Genomic DNA, 20,125 nt, shown 5'->3' with positions numbered 1-20,125 from the left:
GAGGGAATTTCGGCGGTCAGCGCACCCGCGGCGCGCGCCCGCTCGATCGCGTCGCGAAGGATGGAAACGATCAGTTCTTTCATTCTTTCACTGGCAAAGCCGCAGCTGCGTGCAGCAATCGTGTCAGATGGACAGCGCGATGTTAAGGCGGGTTGACGCTCGCGGTGGTGCGATGCGAGCTTTGACGGCGAGAGAGGTTATCCACAATGGAACTCGGACTTGGCGGCAAGGCAGCAATCGTCACCGGCGGCAGCAAGGGAATCGGGCGCGCGACTGCGATCGGCTTCGCGGCGGAAGGCGCGTCGGTGCTGGTGTGCGCGCGCGGGCGCGAGGCATTGGATGAAACCGTCTCGCTCGCGCGTGGGCGAGATGGCGCGCGCGTCGAAGCGGTGCAGGCCGACCTCAACAAACCAGAAGACGTGAAGCGCGTGGCCTCGCGATGCGTCGAGGCGTTCGGCAAAATCGATATCCTGGTGAACAATGCGGGTAGCGCGCGGCCGGGCGATTTTCAAAAACTCACCGACGACGAGTGGCTCGAGGACTGGAATCTGAAGTTTTTCGGCTATGTGCGGATGGCACGCGAGGCTTTGTCGCAAATGCAGCGACAGGGTGGCGGCGTGATCGTGAACGTGATCGGCACCGGCGGTCTGATTCCGACCGGCGGGTACATGATCGGCGGATCGGCGAACGCGGCGCTCAACCATTTTACCAAGGCGCTGGCGAACGAAGGATCGAAGCATGGCGTGCGCGTCGTGGGGGTGAATCCCGGGCCGATTTTCACCGACCGGCTGCGCTTGTTTACCGAGCGGCGCGCACAAGGGCGCGACCTGAGTGAAGTGCTGAAGCGAATGACGCCGTTGGGGCGTCCCGGGAAGGCCGAGGAAGTTGCGGATCTCGTGATGTTCCTCGCGTCGGAGCGGGCGGCGTTCATTCACGGCGCGAATATCACGATCGATGGCGGCGCGAATCCGGGGCTGATCGGGTAGGTCACTTTATTTAATGTGAAACCCGCGGTGGGTTTCACGCTTCCTTCGGCAGGGGTGACCCCTGCACCCAGTAATAAGAGAAGATGCGGGACTTTCGTCCCTGTTAGGAAGTTTTTGGGGTCGGAGGGTTAGTCCTTCTTTCTGGTCCAGGTGGGGTCGCTGTTTAGGGTTGGGTAGGCGGAGCCCAGCTGAATCAATACGCCGTGGGATGAGCGCGGGGAGATGAAGGACTCGAAGCTGGTTGGCGACCATTCGTGCTCGTCGACGATTCTTACGCCCTGGTCTTTCAGCTCAGCGGTTTTGGATTTGCAGTCGGGGACGTTGAACGTCAGATGATGCATCCCTTCGCCGCGCTTTTCGAGAAATTTGTGCAGGAACGAATTCGCGCCGAGTGGCTCCAGGAGCTCGATTGAGAGTCCATTCAGATCGAACGCGGCAAGTGTAAAGCCGGCCGCTTCGTTAGCAGACTCAAATACAAATGTGGCACCGAGAACGCCTTCGAAAAACTTGCGCGCGTCGGCGACGCTCTTGACCGCGATTCCAATGTGATCGAGTTTGCCGATTGGTGGATTTGCCATCCTTATCACTGTCTCCGGATTGATTGACGTGATGTCGAATATGATCGAATAGAGATGGCTATGCCAGCGACACCATGGAAAATACCGCCGATCGTCAAAGCGTATGAAGCGCTCGGGGCGATTGGCGATGGGCGCGTGCGAATCGAGGACGACCGCCACGCGACGGTCATATCATCGGACGGGTCGAAGACTTACGAGGTCGAGACGTCGGCCGACGGGCGCGAGATCGCGTCGAACGACAATGCGTCGTACTGGCAGGGCTACGTGGGCTATCCGGCAATCGCGGTGCTGATCGCGCGCGGATTTTATCGTCCACCGGCCAACGTCACCGACGCGCTTGCGGGAGTGCCATGGAAGGAACTCAATCGGAAGTACAAGAACGACTGGGCGAAGACGATCGCCGATGTCGAGAAGGAGCTCGACCAGGCCGGGCACGATCCCGACGCGGTGCGATCGGAAGCTGAAGCGGTGCTGACCTTTCTTCGCGCGCTGGAGCCGGTGCGTGGCAAGCGCAGCCGGCCTCCGTCGGAAAAGGCCGCCGTCAAGATTCGTTAGCTGCAGGTACCGCTGACCGACACGTTGTACGACTGCACGAAAAAGAAATCACGCACGCTGAGTTCGGTCGTCACGCCCGAGACTTTGCCGGTCGCGCAACTGCTCAGCAGATTTGCCAGCGCGGTCTGGGTAAGTCCTTGCGGGGCGACCAGGTGAAGGTAGCCGAGATCGCTCGCGTTCGCGGTGATTGGATTGCCGGCGCCGGAGCGATCGGCGATCGCGCTCGACTGGACAAAGACGCAGCCGTAGGCCTGCGCGCATCCGGCAAGCAACGCTGCGAGAATGATCGAGTTGAGGGATTTCATCGTGGCGATGGTAATTCGCATCGTGAAATAGAGTCAATCGCCCTATTGCGCGATCGGTCGAGATGCTAGCGTGATGAAATTCGCGACGGGACGGGGGCTTCGATGGCGAACGTGGCGGGCGGCTCGATCACACCTTTCTTCACAATCTGGACTGAACCGCGCGCGACGATCCGGCGCATCGTCGATACCGATCCGACCCGCAACGTAATCGCGCTCGTGGCGGTCGGGCCGGCGATCGGCGCGCTGGCGAGCCAGTGGTCGAAGGCGATAACCGATACCGGCAACCTCTCTGTGCTGTGGCCGCTGTGGGTCGCGTTCAGCGTCGCAATTCACGCGGCACTCGGAGTCGTCGGGCTGTACATCGGCGCCGTGATTTTAAGATGGTCGGGAGGACTGCTAAGCGGCGTCGCGAGTCGCGTCGAAGTGCGAGCCGCGATGGCGTGGTCACAGATACCGGGAATCGCATTCGAGCTGGTCCTGCTGATAGCGGTCCTGACCGGAGTGCCGATGCCGCAACCGACCGGGGGCGCACTGCCGCACATCGATCCTGCATTTTACAAAGTCCTCGTCATCGAAGTGGTGCTGGGCCTGTGGGGCGGAATCGTCGGGGTGTACTGTCTTGCCGAGGTGCATCGATTCTCGGCGTGGCGCGCGTTTTGCTCGACGCTTATCCCGGCCTTCATCGCGATAGTCATCCTCGGACTCGTCGTCTTTGTATTTTACGCACTATTCGGACATCACTGATCGATCAATCCACGTGCAATCGTGCAGCCAGGCGCGAAAAGCGGCGGCGCTCGTCTTGATTGCGCACCGCCTGCTGCAAAGCGCTCTTCGTCCCGACCAGCACGCATACCCGCTCGGCGCGCGTGATCGCGGTGTAGAGCAGATTGCGGCGCAGCATCAGGTAGTGGCTCGAGTGTATCGGCATCACGATCGCGGGATACTGGCTGCCCTGGCTCTTGTGCACTGAAATCGCGTAGGCGAGGGCCAACTCGTCGAGCTCCGACAGATCGTACTCGGCGTGCGTCTCCTCGAACGCGACACTCACGCGCGCTTTGTCGGTGTTGATCGCAAGAATCCGGCCGATCGAGCCGTTGAAGACGCCCTTGTCGTAGTTGTTGCGCAACTGGATCACGCGATCGCCTTCGCGAAAAGTCCGATCGCCGGAGCGGATTTCGCGTCCCGCGGGATTCAGCAAGGCTTGCAGCTCGCGATTAAGAGTGTGCGTGCCGAGCGGGCCGCGATTCATCGGCGTCAGCACCTGGATTTCGCGCGGGTCGCTGATTCCGAAGCGTCCGATCAACCGCTGCTGCACGAGCTGCTTGATCGTCGCGACCACGTCTTCGGCGGCGTTGCGCTCGAAGAAAAAGAAGTCGCCATCGGCGTCGTTGGAGAGTTGTGGAAACTCGCCCCGATTCAAGCGATGCGCGTTGGCAACAATCAGGCTCCGGCGCGCCTGCCGATAGACTTCTTTCAACTGCACGACCGGCACGAAGTCGGATGCGATCACGTCCTTGAGCACGCTGCCGGGGCCGACCGACGGCAGTTGATCGCGATCGCCGACCAGCAGCAGCGAGCAGTTGGGCATCAACGCGGACAGCAGGCTGGAGGCGAGCTCGACGTCCATCATCGAGGCTTCGTCGATGATCAGATAGTTGGTGCGGAGCGGAAAATTCTTGCCGCGGATGAAGCCGCCGCTCTGCGGATCGTATTCGAGCAGCCGATGGATAGTTTTCGCATCGCGGCCCGAGGCCTCCTGGAGCCGTCGAGCGGCGCGTCCGGTCGGTGCGGCCAGCGTCGGCTTCAAACCCACGTCGGCAAGCGCGACCAGCAGCGAGCGCAGCAAGGTGGTCTTGCCAGTGCCGGGACCGCCGGTGATGACGGTGACGCGGCTCGCGAGACTGCATCGCAGCGCGCTCTTTTGTTCAGCTGAGAGCTCGAGTTCCGACGATTTAATCGCGGCCGCGACCGCGCGATCGATCAGATCCTTGTTCATCGCGCGGCCGGCGTTCAGCTCCGCGATGCGCGCGGCGACGTTCACTTCGGCCGCGTGCAGGCGGGCGAGATAAATCGCGATTTGATCGTCCGCATCTTCGGCAATCACTTCGCCGCTGGCGGCGAGCTCGTTGACGGCGTCGTGCACGAGGTCGGGGTCCATCTCGAGTGCGGTGCGGAACTGGCCTTCGAGATATTCGAAGGGCGAATAGACGTGTCCCTCGTCGGACATGCGTTCGAGAATGTACAGGACGGCGGCGCGGGCGCGCTGGATCGAGTTGCGCGGGATGCCGAGTTTCTCCGCGATTGCGTCGGCGGTGCGAAATCCGATGCCGTGAATGGTGCGCGCGAGAACGTATGGATCGCGCTTGACGACCTCGAGTGCGTCTTTGCCGTAGAACTTGTGGATGCGCCGCGCATGCGACGCCGCCAGCCCGTGCCCGCGCAGGAAGACGGTGAGCTCGCGCAGGCCTGACGCGTCGCGCCACGCAGCCGCGATCATTCGTGCGGCCGCGGCGCCGACGCCGGGAACTTCGCGCATCCGGTCCGGACTGTTGTCGAGCACTTCACCGAGCGCGTCGCCGAAGTATTCGGCTATCCGGCGTGCGCGCACGGGGCCGATGCCTTTTATTTCCGAAGCTAGGTAGCGCTCTATCGCGACTGCTCCCGCCGGACGCAGCGTTTCGAAATCGACGACGTGAAACTGCTCGCCGAAACGCTGATGCTGCTCGAAGCCGCCGAGCGCGCGGATGGTCGAGCCGACTTCGAGGCCGGCGAGATTGCCAACGACTGTGACGCGTCGATGGTCGCCATGCTCCTGAGGCACGACCACGACTGCGACCGAGTAGCCGTTCTTGTCGTTAACGAACAGGACCTGATCGAGAATGCCTTCGAGCGTCTCGGTCGCTTGAACCACTTGTGCCACGGCAACAGGATTACGCGCGAGGGGGGCGGCGTCCAGTTGGCCGCCCTCGCAAGCATCAACAGGTGCGCTTGCGATCGGCGAGGACTTCGTCGATTTGGCGCCGGGCCATAGCGACGATTGCGGGGTTGGTGTCCAGGTAGTAAGGGAGGAAACTGCGCCGCGAGCAAGCGCCGGACGAGTGAGGCGTCGGTGTCTATCTCGGCGGCATGCGTTTTAAGAGCGGACATGAGGATCATCCTGGCGGGATTTTTGAGCGGGCGGGCGATTTGTGGCTGAATTCCGATTGGTCGATTCGGGGAAAGTCGCACTTTGCGCCACATATTGTAGTTTAATGATTGTGCTTACCACCATCGCCAGATAGCAGCGCAATCAAGTCATTCCGCACCGGAGGGATCATGAAGCCAAGGATTACCATCAGTCTAAATGCTGGTGGCGAATTTGAGATTTACATTAATGAGGAAGGACGCGACCTCTTGGTTCAAGAATTACAGCGTCTTAACAAGGGAAACGAACATTTTCATTTAGGACCGGACGAAAGTGGATGGGATATACAGCTCTCCACACGTCCCTATCGACCTGACGACAAGATTTTAGAATATGGCAAGGTGCTGTTCCGACCCGATGAGTGGGACAAGCAGTACTACCCCCACGTGTTCGAGCCGAAATCAAACTGACCCACTACCCATCGCTAGGCCGTTGGTCAGTTTGATGATGCCCGGTTGCGGAAATAGGCAGCTAGCGTGAGTCGGCTGCACCTCACCTACCCGCGGCGTCGCCGCAGGCCTCCCCTCCCGTGAAAATAACGGGCGAGGTATTCGGAGACGCTTCGGCTGAGTAGAGGGCTGAAAAGGATTCCCACGCTTGCGGAACAGAAGCAGAATCTTAGTTGCGCGCGACCTCACCCGTAACCCCACTGGCCTCCCCTTCTGGAGAGGGGAACAAAGGGGCAAATCGACGGCGGGTGTTCATGGCGCAGGCCGGCTGTTACCTTTCGCTGGGGAGGCACCGAACCGCCAGTGCTGGACAACGAGCCGCTGCGAGATAGCGCGATTTCCTCGATCATACGGCGCTACTACGTGGTGTCAGCCTGCTATGTATTCGGTCCGCTGTTCATCTTCGCGGTCTATCCGCTGTTCCTGCGCGCGCGCGGACTCGACCAGTTCCAGATCAACGTGGTCGTGGCGGCATACGTGTTGATGACGTTTCTGACCGACGTGCCGACGGGGGCATTCGCGGATGCGGTCGGGAGGCGCGCGGCGGTAGTAGTCGGATGTACGCTCCACGCCGCTGCGTTTCTAACCTACTTCCTTTCGCATCACTATTGGTACTTCATCGTTGCCGCGGCGGCGGATGGGCTCGGCACCACCTTCGGCAACGGACCGATCGATGCGTGGGCGATCGATGCGCTGGACGCGGCCGGATTCGAAGGCCCGAAGGATGCGGTCTTCTCGCGCAAGTTCCAATTGGGCGAAATCACCGGCGTGTGCGGTTCATTGGCGGGCGCGTACATCGGGCAAGCGAACATCGCGGCGCCTTTCCTGTTGAACACGTTTGTATGGTTGGCAGCAGGGCTGGTGGCGTTGGGCCTGATGGGACGCAGCGCGAGCCGGCCCGTCTCGGCGAGAAAGATTGCCGAAGATATTCGACGCCGCAGTATCGACTCTACGGTGCTCGGATTCGCCAATCGCGGCGTGCGGCTGCTCTCGATCGCCGGGCTGATCGGGGCTTCGTTGTGGTACGGATGGGGACAAGAGTGGCAGCACTACTTCAATCGCGGCCTGCATGCGGGAATCGGCAGAGTCGGCTGGGTCTCGGTCGCGCTCATCCTGGCGCAGGTGGCCGGGCTGGAGGTATCCGCGCGGATGCCTGGGGCGTGGAAGCAGCGCGCGTGGTTTGTCGCGGCGATGAGCGCGGTGTCCAGCGCGTCGGTGATCGCGGCGGGAGTCGCGGGCGGGAGGATGTGGTTCGCGCTCGGCGCGGTGATGACGGCGATGTTCGCCCAAGGCGTCGCGGGACCGATGGCATTCGCGTGGTACAACGAAATGATCGCGGGCGAAAATCGCGCGACGCTGCTTTCATTCGGCACCACCATGTCGACGCTGGGCGCAATCATCGGATTGCCGGTGCAGGGCAAGATGGTTGATGCGTTCGGGACCGCCGCGACCTGGCGGTTCGCCGGCGCGCTGTCCATGACGAGCATCGGCTGTTACGTTGCGCTTGCGCGATCGCAGGTCGCGCGCGCGGAGGAAACGTCAGCCTAAGCCAGCGGAGCGTTCAGATCCGCTACGCTCAGGGCAGGTCTCTCTCGCGGGAGAGATAAACGGCATCGACATTTCAGACGATGTCCAGGATGAGAAAATGAAAAAGTTGGGCGTGAGCCAAGGCGAGTCTGCTTCGGAACTGATCTCGAAAAGAATCGCCGAACTCGGGGACTGGCGCGGGGAAACCCTCAGCAGAATGCGCAAGCTCATCAAGGAAGCAGACCCGGCCGTCGTCGAGGAGTGGAAGTGGATGGGCACTCCGGTTTGGTCGCGCGACGGCATCATCTGTACTGGCGAATCCTATAAGAAGGTCGTGAAGCTTACCTTCGCCAAGGGCGCGGCTCTTAAAGATCCGGCCCGTCTCTTCAACTCGAGTCTCGACGGAAACGTACGCCGCGCGATCGACATCCACGAAGGAGAAGAAGTTGACGAGACCGCCTTCAGGGCGCTCATTCGCCAGGCGGTCGCTCTCAACACTTCTGGCAAGTCGAAGGCTGCGAAGAAAACGAAGTCCTAAGCGATTCCGCCTTTGAACAGGTCCGACATCGGGGTGGCCAGGTTGAAGATGGCCTCGACAGTCGTAAGGAGCGAATAGTGGGAATACTGGCTTAAACTTCGATTGTTTCCCACTTGCCGGTTTGGAAGCGCCAGACTTTTACTGTCGAGCGAACTACGTAGTCGGCGAGCAGGGACCACCAGATGTAGTTGATGCTGCCGCCGTGGTGCCAGATCAGGATCGTGAGGAAGAGGCGCATCCCGTAAAAGCCTGCGAGCGAGCCGTAGAGCGGGAACTGTGAGTCGCCCGCGCCGCGCAGTGCGCCGGTGATCGTCCAGTCGATGGCCATCAGCGGTTGCGCGGCGGCGAGTGCGTACATGAACTGCACCGTGTACTCGATGACGGTTTTGTCGTCGATGAAGAGCGCCGCGATGAAATGCGCGAACGTGATGAACACCACGCCCATCGCGGTCATCAGCACGATGGACATCCTGGTCGCTTCCCATCCGGCTTTGCGCGAGAAGGTCGGGTCGCCGGCGCCGAGGCCCTGGCCAACGAGCGTTGCGGAAGCGGCGGAGAACCCGAAACCGGGCAGGAATGACAGCGCGAGGATGCGCACGCCGATGAAATATGCGGCGATTTCCTTTGCGCCGTAGCGCGCGACGAATCCGACATAGGCGACGAAGCCGAACTGGATCAGCAACTGTTCGATAGCGGCGGGATTGCCGACGCTCAGGATGCGGCGGCCGAGGCCGAAGTCGGGCCACAGCCGGTGCCATCGGAAGTTGAGCACCATCCCGTCGATCGACAGCGCATAGAAGAACAGAATTCCACCGATTGCGATTGCGAGCAAAGTCGCGACGGCCGAACCGTCAACGCCGAGCGCGGGAAATCCGAACTTGCCGAAAATCAGCACGTAGTTGAGGAAGATTGCGAGCACGTCGATGATGCCGCCGATCCAGAGCGGGGTGCGGGTGTCGCCGGCCCCGCGCAGCGCGGATGCGCACATCAGGAAGATTCCCTGGAACGGCTCCGACAACATCACGACTTGCAGGTACCGCGCGCCCATGTCGGCCATCTGGCCGTGTACCTGGAACAGTCCCATCAGCGGTCGCGCGAATACTATTACGGGGATCGCGATGATGGTCGAAACCAGAACTCCGAAGACGACCGACTGCTTCAGGACCTCCTCGGCGCTGTCGCGATCGTTGGCGCCCATATAGCGCGCGACCAGTGCGACCGTGCCGGTACCGACCGCCGCGATTCCGGCGCGCACCGCGCCGAGGATCTGCGTGGCGAGTCCAACCGCGCCGACCGCGTTCGCGCCGAGCCGTCCCACCATCAGCATCGAGGCGAGGCCGAGAATGGAATCGAGTCCGAACGAGAGGATCACCGGCCACGCGAGCGCCCACACCTCGAAGCGGATGCGTGAGATTGGCGGCAGGGTCATCGCGACCCGGCGGGGCGCACCAACCTCGGGGGCCGCTTCAAGAAATTCCGACATGATTGTGATCAGTTCGCCAGCACGAGGCATGATAGTCAATGGACTGCGCGCGAGCACGCGCGAACAGATGAAGATCGCGCGCGTGAAATCCGGTATATCTCGCGCGGTGGCGGACAACAGAATCCCGATGGCCGATAGAGCGTCGCGCCGGCCGCTCGAAATCTTTGCGGCGATCTTCGTCGCCGCCGGATTCATCTATTCGTTTCATCTCGGCAGCGACGCGCTCGGCGCGAGCGAAGCGTACAGCGCGTGGGCGGCGGCCAAGCCGGGAGTTGGCGCGATCGTTCGCACACCGGTGCTGCATGATCCGGGAAAGCAGGTCTTCTACTATGTCGTGCTGCATTACTACGCGCGGATATTCGGGCTGAGCGAGATATCGCTGCGTTCGATGTCCGTGGTCTTTTCGTTGACGACGCTCGCGCTGTTATTCGCGCTCGGCTGCGAAATTTTCGACGATAGTACCGCGCTGGCGGCGTCTGCTTTGTGGGCGTTCAATCCGCTCGCGGTAGTGTTCGCGCAAACGGCGCGAATGTATCCGCTGTTCATATCGATCTCGCTCGCGCAGCTCTTGATGCTGTGGCGAGTACGGGCGCGGCCCGGCGTTGCGAACGGGATCGCCTGCGGCATTCTCGGCGCTGCGCTGCCTTACACGCACATGGCGGGTCTTCTCATCCTCGGCGCGGAGGGAGCGATCCTGCTTCGCGATCTTGCGCGGGGCCGGCGCGAAACGATGGCGTGGATGGCGATTGTCGTCGCGATCATCTTATTCGTCCCTTACCTACCCATCGCGCTGCAACAAAGTCAGGACCTGATTTATGGACATTCGCTGGACTACATGGGGCCACCTCGACACTACTCACTCGCGGCCAAGGCAGCAGCGGGCCTGGCAGCGGCTGGAATAACTCTATGGCTATTACTCGGCCGCTCGCTGGAGAGTAGCGAGGGGGAACCGATTCGGTTTTTTGTGCTGTGGATCGGGCTGCCGCCGCTCGCTTTCCTGGTCGGGTCGGTGATCCTGCATCCGATGTTCAACCTGCGCTACCTTTCGCCCGGGCTTGCCGCAGCGTCGTTGTTGATTGCGGCGTCAATCGGCGCCTGGAGCATCAAGTGGCGCAATCTGCTGGCCGCGAGCTTCGCGCTGGCATGCCTGATCATGCTGCCGTTTGACCGACCCAAGCCACAGCCATGGCGAGATCTGGTTGAGCAAGTAGCCGGCGGCAGCCGCTCGGAGCCCATATTCTTTGAATCGGGATACGTTTCGAACGGAAATACCGCGAATGTACCTAATGGTGGATTTCCATTTGGGTATTACTCAGTTCCGTTTGACTACTACTTCAGGGGCGACAACCCTCGAATAGCTATTCCCGGATTTGATAGTGCGAGCGCGCGAATGACTATTGAGGAGCGCGTGTCATCGGCGGGCGGAGGATGGCTGGTCAGCTGGAAAGATGGCGACGCGGTAACTGCTGAACTTCCCGATCCGAAGAGATTCATCGTGGTCGAGAAATTCCGCGGCGACCATCTGGCGTTCTACCGGATCACGCCGGCGGTCAAGTGATCTACGCGGCTTGCGAGGTTTGCGGAATCGCCATCGAGCCGGCGCCGACGCGGATCGGCAGAATGACGAGGCTGTAGCCGTAGAGCTGCAGCCAGTTCTGGATTTCGACCGAGGTGTGATTGTGCAGGAAGCGGCCGATGAAGCCTTCGATTTCGTCGGAGAAGATGAGCTTGCCGGCGAAGAACACGACGTGCGGAAATTCGTGCGCGACCTCCAGGCATAGACGGCGCAGCTCGACGACGACGTCCGGCGCCAGACCGGCGCGCAGTTCCGGATGCAGGCCCAAGTCCGCGGCGAACTGGCAGTACTCGTTCAAGTCTTCGGTCATGCGGGTTTCGAGCTCGTGCACTTCTTCGGGACCCTTGAGCAGCGCCGCGTCAACTTCGCCAACTCCGATGAAGACGACGTTGCGGAACTCGCCCTTGAACAATTGCGTGACCGCGATCAGCGTCGCCAGCCCGAGGCCGTTGTAGCCGCTGACCAGGATGGCGGCGGTCGATGCGTCGGGATCGCGCTTGGCCGGCTCGAGTTTCTTGACCGCGTAGAGCTTCGGCAGGATGTCGGCCTCGAGCTGCTCGATCGCCTTGGAGACGCGTTCGTAATGACGCCGCACGGTGTAACACAGAGCGATCAGTCCGCCGGTGATAACGACGGTTACCCATCCGCCGTCGTGGAACTTGAGGGTCAGCGTGATCATCAGGATGGTCGCGGTGAAGAAGGTTCCGATTCCATTGATGATCAGTTTGCGGAGCCATCGCTTTTCGTTCTTGCGCTCGAGCCACCAATGCGTCGTCATCCCGAGCTGCGAGAGCGTGAACGTTACGAAGACGTTGATCGCGTAGAGGACGACCAGCAAATCGACCTTCGCCTCGGTGCCGATGAGCAGCAGGATCGCGGCGAGGCCGATCGTGATGACGCCGTCCTGCGTCACCAGCCGCGCGCTAAGGTTTGCGAAACGCCGCGGCAGCCATCGGTCGGTCGCCATCGTGGCGAGCACGCGGGGTCCATCCACGAAACCGGTCTGCGCGGCGACGAACAGCAGCGCGCCCTCAGTTAGCAGCGCGAAGGTGATTATCTCCGGTCCAACGTGCAGACCGAATAGCTGCCAGTTGGATGCGAGCCGCTCGAACATAACGGCGTTGAGCGTCTTGCCGGCCTCGGCCTCGACGTTGAGCAGCAGGTAGCCGAGCAGGATTCCGCCGGCGACGAAGGCGAGCGATATCGCCATGTAGATCATCGTGCGCTTGCCGGTTTCGGCGCGTGGCTCGCGCAAAATCGGCAGACCGTTGCTGACAGCCTCGATTCCCGTGTACGTGCCGCCGCCGAGGCTGTAGGCGCGGAAGAAAATCACCGCGAGCGCGAGCATCCCGATGCTGTGTGAGCTGGCGTGGACCTCGCGCACGGCGTGGCCGACGATTGACGGCAGTTCGGGCGCGCGGCTCAAGATCGCGTAGCCGACCAGCCAGGCATGCATGACGATGAAGGCGATGAAGATAGGCAGGAGCGATAGCACCGATTCCTTCACCCCGCGCAGGTTCATCAGGACCATCAACACCACGACCAGCAGGCACACCCAGAGCTTGTAGGGCAGCCAGTCAACCGGCAGGAAGCTGAAGATCGCGTCGGCGCCGCTCGCGATTGAGATAGCGATGGTCAGCACGTAGTCCACCACCAGCGCCGAACCCGAGACGAGGCCGAAATATTTGCCGAGCAATTTGGTCGCGACCAGATAACCGCCGCCGCCGGTCGGAAACAGATCGATCGTTTGCGAATATGACGCCGAGATGATGAAGACGGTCAGCGCCATCAGCATCGCGAGGAATACTGCAAGGTACTGATGATGCCCGAGCGCGAGGAATGCCTCCTCTGGACCGTAGCACGACGAGCTCAGACCGTCGGAACCCAGGCCAACCCATGCGAGGAACGCGACCAGGGAGAGACTGTGGAAGATTTCGGGATCGCGTACGTCGCGCGGTGGTCCTATTAGGACGTCGCTAATAGTGCGCTTGCCCGATTTCCCTCCATTGGATTGGGTGGTTTTCGAGCCGATGGTCGGTGATGCCATTCGAGTGTGCGGACGGTCCCCTGCTGCAATTTGCAAATGTATGGCAAAGTCAAAGCTTGCGCAAAGCAATGCCGCAGCGGTTTCGACCGGTTCGTTTCAGACGGAATAACTGGCGCGCTGCAATCCCAGTTGATAGCGCGTCGCGTCGATCAAGTTCTGCATCAACGCCAGCACGGTCATGGGACCGGTACCGCCGGGATTGAGCGTGAGCCATCCCGCGACTTCCTTCACAGCTTCGAAATCGACATCGCCGACGAACTTACCGGGACCGACACGCCGGAAACCGACGTCGATCACGCAGGCGCCCGGCTTCACCATGTCGGCGGTGATCAGAAATGGCCGACCGGTGTTGGCGCCCACACAAGGGATGAGGATGTCGGCCTCGCGGCAAATTGCTGCGAGGTCGCGGGTGTGGCGATGGCACCAGGTGATCGTCGCATTGCGCAGGCGTCCACCGAGAATCAGCGCGGTCGGCTTGCCGGCAATATCGCTGCGCCCGATGATCGTGGCGCGCGCACCGTCGACGGGAACTTTGTAGTAGTCGAGCAGGGTAAGCATGCCGCGCGGAGTGCACGGCACAAAGCGGCCCCACTGACCGCGGTAGAAGCCGCCGACGCTGGCCGAGCTGACGGCGTCGAGATCTTTTTCGGGCGCGATGGTATCGAACAGGCGGAAGCGATCGACGGAATCGGGCACCGGCAACTGCAGCAGTATCGCGTTGACGCGCGCGTCGGCGTTGAGCTCCTCGATCGCGCGGAGCAGCGAGTCGGTGGTCGCCTCGGCGGAGGTCATTCGCACCGTGCGGCTCTCGCATCCAAGCTCGGCCGCCACGCGCTGTTTGTTTTTGACGTATTGGCGCGACGCCGGATCGTCGCCGACCAGGATTGCCGCGAGCGACGGCGTGCATCCGAACTTGCTCTTGAGCTCGTCAACGTTGGCGCGCAACTCCGGCATCAGATGCGCGCTGAGCGCCCGGCCATCCATGATGATCGCAGCCATCGGGTCTGTTCGATTATAGCACCGGATCGCGCCGAGCAAGCGGCTGTGGACAGAAAGCGGTGCTTGTTGGCAAATCGCGCGACCTCCCTCGTTCAACTGAAACCGGTCTGTTAGAATTTTGCCGCTGATGAATGCGCCCAAGCGCACTGTTCTATTCGACCTTCACCAGAAACTCGGCGCGCGGATGACCGTTTTCGGTGGTTTCGAGATGCCCGTGAGTTACAGCGGGATTATCGACGAGCATCTTGCGGTCCGCAATTCGGCGGGAATTTTCGATCTGAGCCACATGGGCGAGTTCGAAATCAGCGGGCCGCACGCACTGGCGACGCTCGAGCACGCGTTCACCAATTCCGCGGCGCGGCTCAAGCAAGGGCAGGCGCAGTACACGATTATGTGCGCGGAGGACGGCGGCACGATCGACGATCTGATCGTGTATCGGGTGGGACCGGAGCGCTATTTGCTTTGCGTCAATGCGTCCAACATCGAGGCGGACCGCGAATGGATCGTCGAGCTCAACAGCGGGCGCGCGAAGTTCGAGGACGTCAGCGACGCCACCGCGCTGATCGCAGTGCAGGGTCCGGTGGCGGTCGCCATACTGGCGACGCTGGCTGAGTTTCCGATTGCCGACGTCGCGCGCTTCGGCGTCGCAGAAGGAACAGTCGCGGGTATCACGTGCCTGGCTGCGCGTACCGGCTATACCGGCGAGGACGGCTTCGAACTGTTCGTGGACAACGCCGGCGCGCGCGAATTGTTCGAGGCGATTCTCGACATCGGCGCTGCCGGGAATATAAAGCCCGTCGGACTCGGCGCGCGTGACACGCTGCGGCTCGAAGCGGGCCTGCCGCTCTATGGACACGAACTCGATCGCAATTCATCGCCGCTCGAAGCGGGCCTGGGTACATTCGTCAAGCTCGGTCGCAACTTCGTCGGCAGCACAGCGCTCACTGCGCAAAGCAAACAGGGTCTGAAAAAGCGATTGATCGGACTCCAGACCGACGACGGCAAGATGGTCGCGCGCCAAGGCTACCGGTTATTCAGAAACGGCGACGAGGCCGGCGTTGTCACCAGCGGGACGTTCGCGCCCTCGATCCAGCGACCGATCGCGATGGCGTATTTCGCGGGTGCGGGAGCCAAAAATCCGCCGCAGGTTGGCGAACCGGTCGAAGTTGAAATTCGCAATCGCAGAACTCGTGCGACAATCGTGCAGCGGCCCTTCTATCGGCGCGATGAAGGCCATGCGGTATCAAATGCAAGTGTGTGATTGAATGAGGACAGGCTGATTCCATGAGATTCATGCCCCATACCGACAGCGACGTCGCGGCGATGCTCGAGACGATCGGCGCAAAGCATCTCGACGACTTGATCGCGCACGTGCCGGCGAACCTGCGTGCCAGCGCGACGATCAATCTCGATCGCGGATGCAGCGAAGCGGATGTCGTTCGCGAGATCTCGGCGCTCGCGGCTCGCAACACGGGCGCGTCGGGATTCACCAGCTTCCTCGGCGCCGGTTATTATCGACATTATGTCCCCGCCGCAGTGCGCGCCGTCATCGCGCGCGCTGAATTCGCGACCAGTTATACGCCGTACCAGGCCGAGGCGAGCCAGGGGACCACGCAAGCGATCTTCGAATTTCAAACGCTGATCACGCAGCTGACCGCGCTGGAAGTCGCCAACGCCAGCATGTACGACGGCGCGTCGGCGGCGGCCGAGGCTGTGCTGATGGCGCGACGGGTGATGCCCAAGCGCGGAGTCGTCGCGCTTTCGCGAGCGCTGTGGCCCGACTATCGCGCGACAATCCGCACCTACCTGAGCGCGCTCAAGGGCATCGAGATCGTCGAAGTTCCGTTCGACGGCGCGACCGGCGCGACTGACATAGCCGCGCTCGATCGTATCGCGAACGATCGCTTGCTCTGCACGGTCACCGGCTATCCCAACGCGCTCGGCGTGATCGAGCCGCTTGGCGCGATCACCGAAAGAACGCATCGCGCGGGCGCGCTCGCAATCTCCGCCACCGCCGAGGGCATTGCGCTCGGCCTGCTGCGTGCGCCGGGCGAACTTGGCGTCGATATCGCAGTCGGCGAGGGTCAGAGTTTCGGGCTGCCTCTTCAATATGGCGGACCCGGCGTCGGCTTCATGGCGGCTCGAATGAATCATCTGCGCCAGATGCCTGGCCGCCTGGTCGGACAGACCCGCGATCGCGACGGTCGCCGCGCGTTCTGCCTGACGCTCAACACGCGCGAGCAACATATTCGCCGCGAACGCGCGACCTCGAACATCTGCACCAATCATTCGCTGTGCGCGCTGGCGGCGACGGTCTATCTCTCACTGCTTGGCCGCAGCGGACTGCGCGAGCTCGCGGAACGGAACGTCGAACTGTCGCATCGGGCGGCCGACGTGCTAGAGGCCGCGGGAGTCCAGCGGCGTTTCTCGGGACCGTTCTTCAACGAGTTCGCGCTGAAGCTCGCGAACCCCACGGCCGCTCTGGAAGCGGCAGAGCGGAACCAGATCCTCGCGGGCGTTCCACTTGGCGACGACTATCCCGAGCTCTTCGACTCCATCCTGGTTTCAGTCACTGAAATAAATCGAGGCGACGAGTTTGGCCGGCTTGCGGCGGCAATTGCGGAGGTGGGGTGATGGCAAGCGCGGGCAGAATCGGACCGGTCCCAGTCCCCGAAGCTCCTTCGACGCTCGACCGGATCGAACCCGTGTCGGGCGTGCCGCTTATTTTCGAACTTTCATCCGAAGGCCGCCGCGGCACCGACCTGTCGCCGCGCGCTGCCGGCGATCGACGCGGTGCGGAAATCATCGGCGCCGAACTTTGCCGCGAAGATCTGCCGGGCTTTCCCGAACTCAGCGAGCCGCAAGTGTTGCGGCATTTTCTGCGCCTGTCGCAGCTCAACTTCGCTCAGGCACTCCAGTTCTATCCGCTCGGCTCATGCACGATGAAGTACAACCCCGTCGTGAACGACGAGCTGGCCGCTCTCCAGGGACTGGCGGGGCTGCATCCCGCGACGCCTGCGCATCTGGCGCAGGGCGCGCTCGAACTGATCGCGCGGATGGAAGCTGCACTGGCCGAAATCACCGGGATGGACGCGGTGTCGTTGCATCCCGCGGCCGGCGCGCAGGGCGAGTTGACGGGTCTGCTGATGGTCCGCGCGTATCATCGCAAGCGCGGCGAAGTGCGGCACAAGGTGATCATCCCGGATACGGCGCACGGCACGAATCCGGCCAGCTGCACGCTCGCGGGCTTCGAAGTGATCGTCGCGAAATCGAACCGGCGCGGCTACCTCGAAGCGGCCGAGGTTCGCCGGCTGGTGAGCGACGACGTGGCCGCGATGATGGTCACCAATCCGAACACGCTTGGGATTTTCGAGCCGGAAATCCAGGAGATCGCGGCAGCGTTGCATGAGCGCGGTGCGATGCTCTATCTCGACGGGGCGAATATGAACGCGCTGCTCGGTGTCGCGAAGCCCGGGCACATGGGCGCGGACATTGTGCAGCTGAACTTGCACAAGAGTTTTTCGACTCCGCACGGCGGTGGCGGCCCGGGCGCCGGCCCGGTCGCAGTGAAGAAGCATCTCGAGCCGTTCCTGCCGCTCCCGCGCTTGAAGCATTCCGACGCAGGTTACGAAATCGACGCCGATCGGCCGGACTCGATCGGCCGGATGCGATCGTTTCACAACAATTTCGGAATGATCGTTCGCGCGTACGCGTACATTCTCGCGCTCGGCGGCGACGGCCTCGGGATGGCGAGCCGGCTGGCGATCCTCGGCGCCAACTACGTGCGCAAACTGCTGCAACCGCATTTTCCCAGCGCGACCGGCGAACCCTCGATGCATGAATGCGTGCTCTCGCACGACCTCGAAAAGTGCGCCGGCGTGAGCACGCTCGAAATCGCCAAGCGTCTGCTCGATTTCGGCGTCCATCCGCCGACGATTTATTTTCCGCTGGTAGTGCCGGGCGCGCTGATGATCGAACCGACCGAGACCGAGAGCAAGCAAATCCTCGACGGCTTTGTCGATACGATGGAACGGATTTACGATGAGGCGTTAAACGATCCCGAGCGGGTCAAAAATGCGCCGCAGACCTTGCCCGTCTCGCGCGTGGACGAAGCCCTGGCCGCGCGCCGCCCGATTCTAAGGTGGGAGAAGAAGGCGTAGCGATACCGAATCGAGCACCACGAGCTGACTTTCCGTTCCGGTTCCCCTTCCCGCTCGGGAAGGGGTTAGGGGTTGGGTTCCTCGCTTCGCTCGCGATGCTCGCTACGTCATCCCGACAAACGGGCCATCTTGAGTGCCAGCTGGTAGTCCTCGGGCGTATTCACGTTGAAGAAGCTGCTGAGCTGCGGATCGATCGTCCTGAGTTCTTCTTCGCCGACCTTTCTCGCATTGATCGCGTGTGCATTGGCGGTTAGCCGTTTCTCACCGCTCTCTTCGAGCGCCGCGATCGAGTTCGCACATTTCTTGCGATAGACCGCGTGCAGCGGCTGCAGCTTGCCGCCGACTTCCGGCATCACCGCGTCGAAATCATCGAGCATCGCAACCAGGTCGGCCGCAACGTCGGAATTCAACATCGGCAGATCGCATGAGCAGGCGAAGGCGATGCCATGATCGAGCGCATTCAGCCCACGCCGCAGCGCGTCGAGCGGCCCGGCGAACGCCGTCTCGTCATGCACGATCTTCAATCCGGGAACATCGATGCGGGGCTGCCCTTCCGATTGCGGCGCCGCGACGATCACGATTTCGTCGAACCACCATTTGAGCTCGATAACAATCCTGGTGAGCAGCGGCATCCCACCGAAATCGAGCGCCGCCTTGGGCTGGCCCATCCGCGAGCTGCGACCGCCGACCAGCACGATCGCGCCGGCTTCATTCGCTGATGCCATCCGATGAGTGTAGAGCGAGACTCTACTGACGCGCCAGCGTTTACGCGGCGGCTTTGCTCTCGGCGGCGCGATTCGCGCGCAACTCGGTGCCGATGATCCTTAGCGCCTCGGGATGAAAGACCAGCGCGAGATGCCCGACATTGTGCAGCGTCACGATTCTCGCGAACGCCGCGCGGTTGGTCAGCTCCTCAATCGGCGCGGGCACGATGGGATCGTCATCGCCGAAAATTCCGACCTCGGTCGGACTCCATTGACCGTACGAATACGGCGAGCCGAGCGTGACGAGCGATCGCACCACGCGTTTCGGCGCGCCGGCCGCATAGCGCCGCGCCACGGTGCCGCCGAGGCTGTGCCCGATGAGATGAACGCCGTCGCCGCCGGATTTTTCCGCCGCGATCCGCCCGAGTTGCGCGGCAGAATCAGCCAGCGTCTGCCATCGCGGATACTCGAAATATGAAACGTTGTCGAATCCCGCCAGCCGAATGTACGCGCCGAGCGCCAGCAGGTTCGCGCGGCTGCCGCCGAAGCCGTGCAGTAAAATGACGGGCTCGCTCGACGGTTCGCAGAAGTATGGCTCGCCGCGTCTGACCACCCAATCCAGCGGATACGAGCCGAGCAATGCGCCGGCCGCGGCGATTTCAGTAATGACAGTTCTCGATCTCATAACTTCTCTCCACCTCCACCGCTTCTCCCACGACTATAAAAGCTAACCACGCCGTATCTCGCGGGCAACCCGCCGGGCAAGGGCTTTGCGCATGCGCGCATTAGTTTCCGTGGTACGGCGCCCAAGGGTTTCGAATGGGTCTTTTGAAAAACAAAGGGACATTCCGGTATATACGCTAAGACGCGTGGCTAACTCGGAGGGGGGAATTGCAATGGCTCGAAGATTCGCGACCGGCATCTTCATCGTCAATCGAGTGCTGTTGCTGTTCGTGTCGATGCTGTTGTTCGGGCTTGGCGGATCCAACACGTTTGCGCAAAAGCCCGCTGACGTCGTCGGCGACTGGAGTGGT

Annotated in this window: 18 protein-coding genes; 10 read left to right on the top strand and 8 right to left on the bottom strand. The window is 61.9% G+C overall.

Translation table 11 applies throughout. From position 1 onward, the window contains the following. Positions 1–206 precede the first annotated feature (206 nt). Positions 207–986: an SDR family NAD(P)-dependent oxidoreductase gene (locus VIW95_RS05455; protein ID WP_331584410.1), complete on the top strand. Its 780-nt coding sequence runs from the start codon at positions 207–209 to the stop codon at positions 984–986. Between the two features lie 128 nt (positions 987–1,114). Here the strand turns inward: VIW95_RS05455 and VIW95_RS05450 are convergent, their stop codons facing one another. Beyond that, the gene (locus tag VIW95_RS05450; protein ID WP_331584409.1) at positions 1,115–1,564 is read right to left on the bottom strand and encodes a VOC family protein; all 450 of its coding nucleotides are present in this window, start codon (positions 1,562–1,564) and stop codon (positions 1,115–1,117) included. Positions 1,565–1,624: 60 nt separating this feature from the next. Here VIW95_RS05450 and VIW95_RS05445 point away from each other — a divergent pair, with 60 nt between their 5' ends. Further along, on the top strand, positions 1,625–2,119 hold the full coding sequence (locus VIW95_RS05445) for a hypothetical protein (protein ID WP_331584408.1): 495 nt from the start codon (positions 1,625–1,627) through the stop codon (positions 2,117–2,119). Here the strand turns inward: VIW95_RS05445 and VIW95_RS05440 are convergent. Further along, a complete protein-coding gene (locus tag VIW95_RS05440; protein ID WP_331584407.1) occupies positions 2,116–2,424 on the bottom strand; it encodes a hypothetical protein in 309 nt (102 codons plus the stop codon). The two genes, VIW95_RS05445 and VIW95_RS05440, sit on opposite strands and share 4 nt — an antisense overlap. A 102-nt stretch (positions 2,425–2,526) precedes the next feature. On the opposite strand from VIW95_RS05440, the gene VIW95_RS05435 reads away from it, so the two are divergent. Then, a complete protein-coding gene (locus VIW95_RS05435) occupies positions 2,527–3,168 on the top strand; it encodes a YIP1 family protein (protein WP_331584406.1) in 642 nt (213 codons plus the stop codon). A gap of 4 nt (positions 3,169–3,172) precedes the next feature. Here VIW95_RS05435 and VIW95_RS05430 read toward each other — a convergent pair whose 3' ends face one another. Next, positions 3,173–5,344: an ATP-dependent RecD-like DNA helicase gene (locus tag VIW95_RS05430; RefSeq protein ID WP_331584405.1), complete on the bottom strand. Its 2,172-nt coding sequence runs from the start codon at positions 5,342–5,344 to the stop codon at positions 3,173–3,175. Between the two features lie 395 nt (positions 5,345–5,739). On the opposite strand from VIW95_RS05430, the gene VIW95_RS05425 reads away from it, so the two are divergent. The 3 genes from VIW95_RS05425 (at position 5,740) to VIW95_RS05415 (ending at position 8,122) form a co-directional block, all read left to right on the top strand. Beyond that, complete coding sequence (locus VIW95_RS05425) at positions 5,740–6,018, top strand: hypothetical protein (protein ID WP_331584404.1); 279 nt, start codon at positions 5,740–5,742, stop codon at positions 6,016–6,018. A gap of 342 nt (positions 6,019–6,360) precedes the next feature. After that, positions 6,361–7,605 carry an MFS transporter gene (locus VIW95_RS05420; RefSeq protein ID WP_331584403.1) on the top strand — a complete coding sequence of 415 codons (1,245 nt, stop codon included), beginning with the start codon at positions 6,361–6,363 and terminating at the stop codon, positions 7,603–7,605. A 97-nt stretch (positions 7,606–7,702) separates the two neighbouring features. Beyond that, positions 7,703–8,122 (top strand): DUF1801 domain-containing protein, encoded by a 420-nt coding sequence (locus VIW95_RS05415; protein ID WP_331584402.1) that lies wholly within the window; start codon positions 7,703–7,705, stop codon positions 8,120–8,122. 91 nt (positions 8,123–8,213) lie between these two features. Here VIW95_RS05415 and VIW95_RS05410 read toward each other — a convergent pair whose 3' ends face one another. Then, positions 8,214–9,635 carry an MATE family efflux transporter gene (locus tag VIW95_RS05410; protein WP_331584401.1) on the bottom strand — a complete coding sequence of 474 codons (1,422 nt, stop codon included), beginning with the start codon at positions 9,633–9,635 and terminating at the stop codon, positions 8,214–8,216. On the opposite strand from VIW95_RS05410, the gene VIW95_RS05405 reads away from it, so the two are divergent. After that, a complete protein-coding gene (locus VIW95_RS05405; protein ID WP_331584400.1) occupies positions 9,634–11,163 on the top strand; it encodes a glycosyltransferase family 39 protein in 1,530 nt (509 codons plus the stop codon). The genes VIW95_RS05410 and VIW95_RS05405 overlap by 2 nt on opposite strands. Position 11,164: 1 nt before the next feature. Here the strand turns inward: VIW95_RS05405 and VIW95_RS05400 are convergent, their stop codons facing one another. Next, positions 11,165–13,228, bottom strand: coding sequence for an APC family permease (locus VIW95_RS05400; protein WP_331584399.1), 2,064 nt, complete (start codon positions 13,226–13,228; stop codon positions 11,165–11,167). A 96-nt stretch (positions 13,229–13,324) separates the two neighbouring features. After that, a complete protein-coding gene (locus VIW95_RS05395; RefSeq protein ID WP_331584398.1) occupies positions 13,325–14,227 on the bottom strand; it encodes a bifunctional 5,10-methylenetetrahydrofolate dehydrogenase/5,10-methenyltetrahydrofolate cyclohydrolase in 903 nt (300 codons plus the stop codon). Between the two features lie 127 nt (positions 14,228–14,354). Between VIW95_RS05395 and gcvT the strand changes: the two genes are divergently transcribed. Genes gcvT through gcvPB form a run of 3 tightly spaced genes read left to right on the top strand, consistent with a single transcriptional unit; the run spans position 14,355 to position 18,387 of the window. Beyond that, a complete protein-coding gene (gene gcvT / locus VIW95_RS05390; protein WP_331584397.1) occupies positions 14,355–15,488 on the top strand; it encodes a glycine cleavage system aminomethyltransferase GcvT in 1,134 nt (377 codons plus the stop codon). Between the two features lie 23 nt (positions 15,489–15,511). Then, the gene (gcvPA, locus tag VIW95_RS05385) at positions 15,512–16,861 is read left to right on the top strand and encodes an aminomethyl-transferring glycine dehydrogenase subunit GcvPA (RefSeq protein WP_331584396.1); all 1,350 of its coding nucleotides are present in this window, start codon (positions 15,512–15,514) and stop codon (positions 16,859–16,861) included. Further along, positions 16,861–18,387 (top strand): aminomethyl-transferring glycine dehydrogenase subunit GcvPB, encoded by a 1,527-nt coding sequence (gcvPB, locus tag VIW95_RS05380; RefSeq protein WP_331584395.1) that lies wholly within the window; start codon positions 16,861–16,863, stop codon positions 18,385–18,387. The genes gcvPA and gcvPB overlap by 1 nt, the downstream gene beginning before the upstream one ends. Before the next feature lie 107 nt (positions 18,388–18,494). Here the strand turns inward: gcvPB and mobA are convergent, their stop codons facing one another. Beyond that, complete coding sequence (gene mobA / locus VIW95_RS05375; protein ID WP_331584394.1) at positions 18,495–19,112, bottom strand: molybdenum cofactor guanylyltransferase; 618 nt, start codon at positions 19,110–19,112, stop codon at positions 18,495–18,497. A gap of 40 nt (positions 19,113–19,152) precedes the next feature. Further along, positions 19,153–19,776: an esterase/lipase family protein gene (locus VIW95_RS05370; protein WP_331584393.1), complete on the bottom strand. Its 624-nt coding sequence runs from the start codon at positions 19,774–19,776 to the stop codon at positions 19,153–19,155. Positions 19,777–20,125 lie beyond the last annotated feature (349 nt).

The organism is Binatus sp. (SeqCode), from assembly GCF_036522015.1.
Lineage (GTDB): Bacteria > Desulfobacterota > Binatia > Binatales > Binataceae > Binatus.
This window is presented reverse-complemented; position numbering and strand designations above follow the sequence as displayed.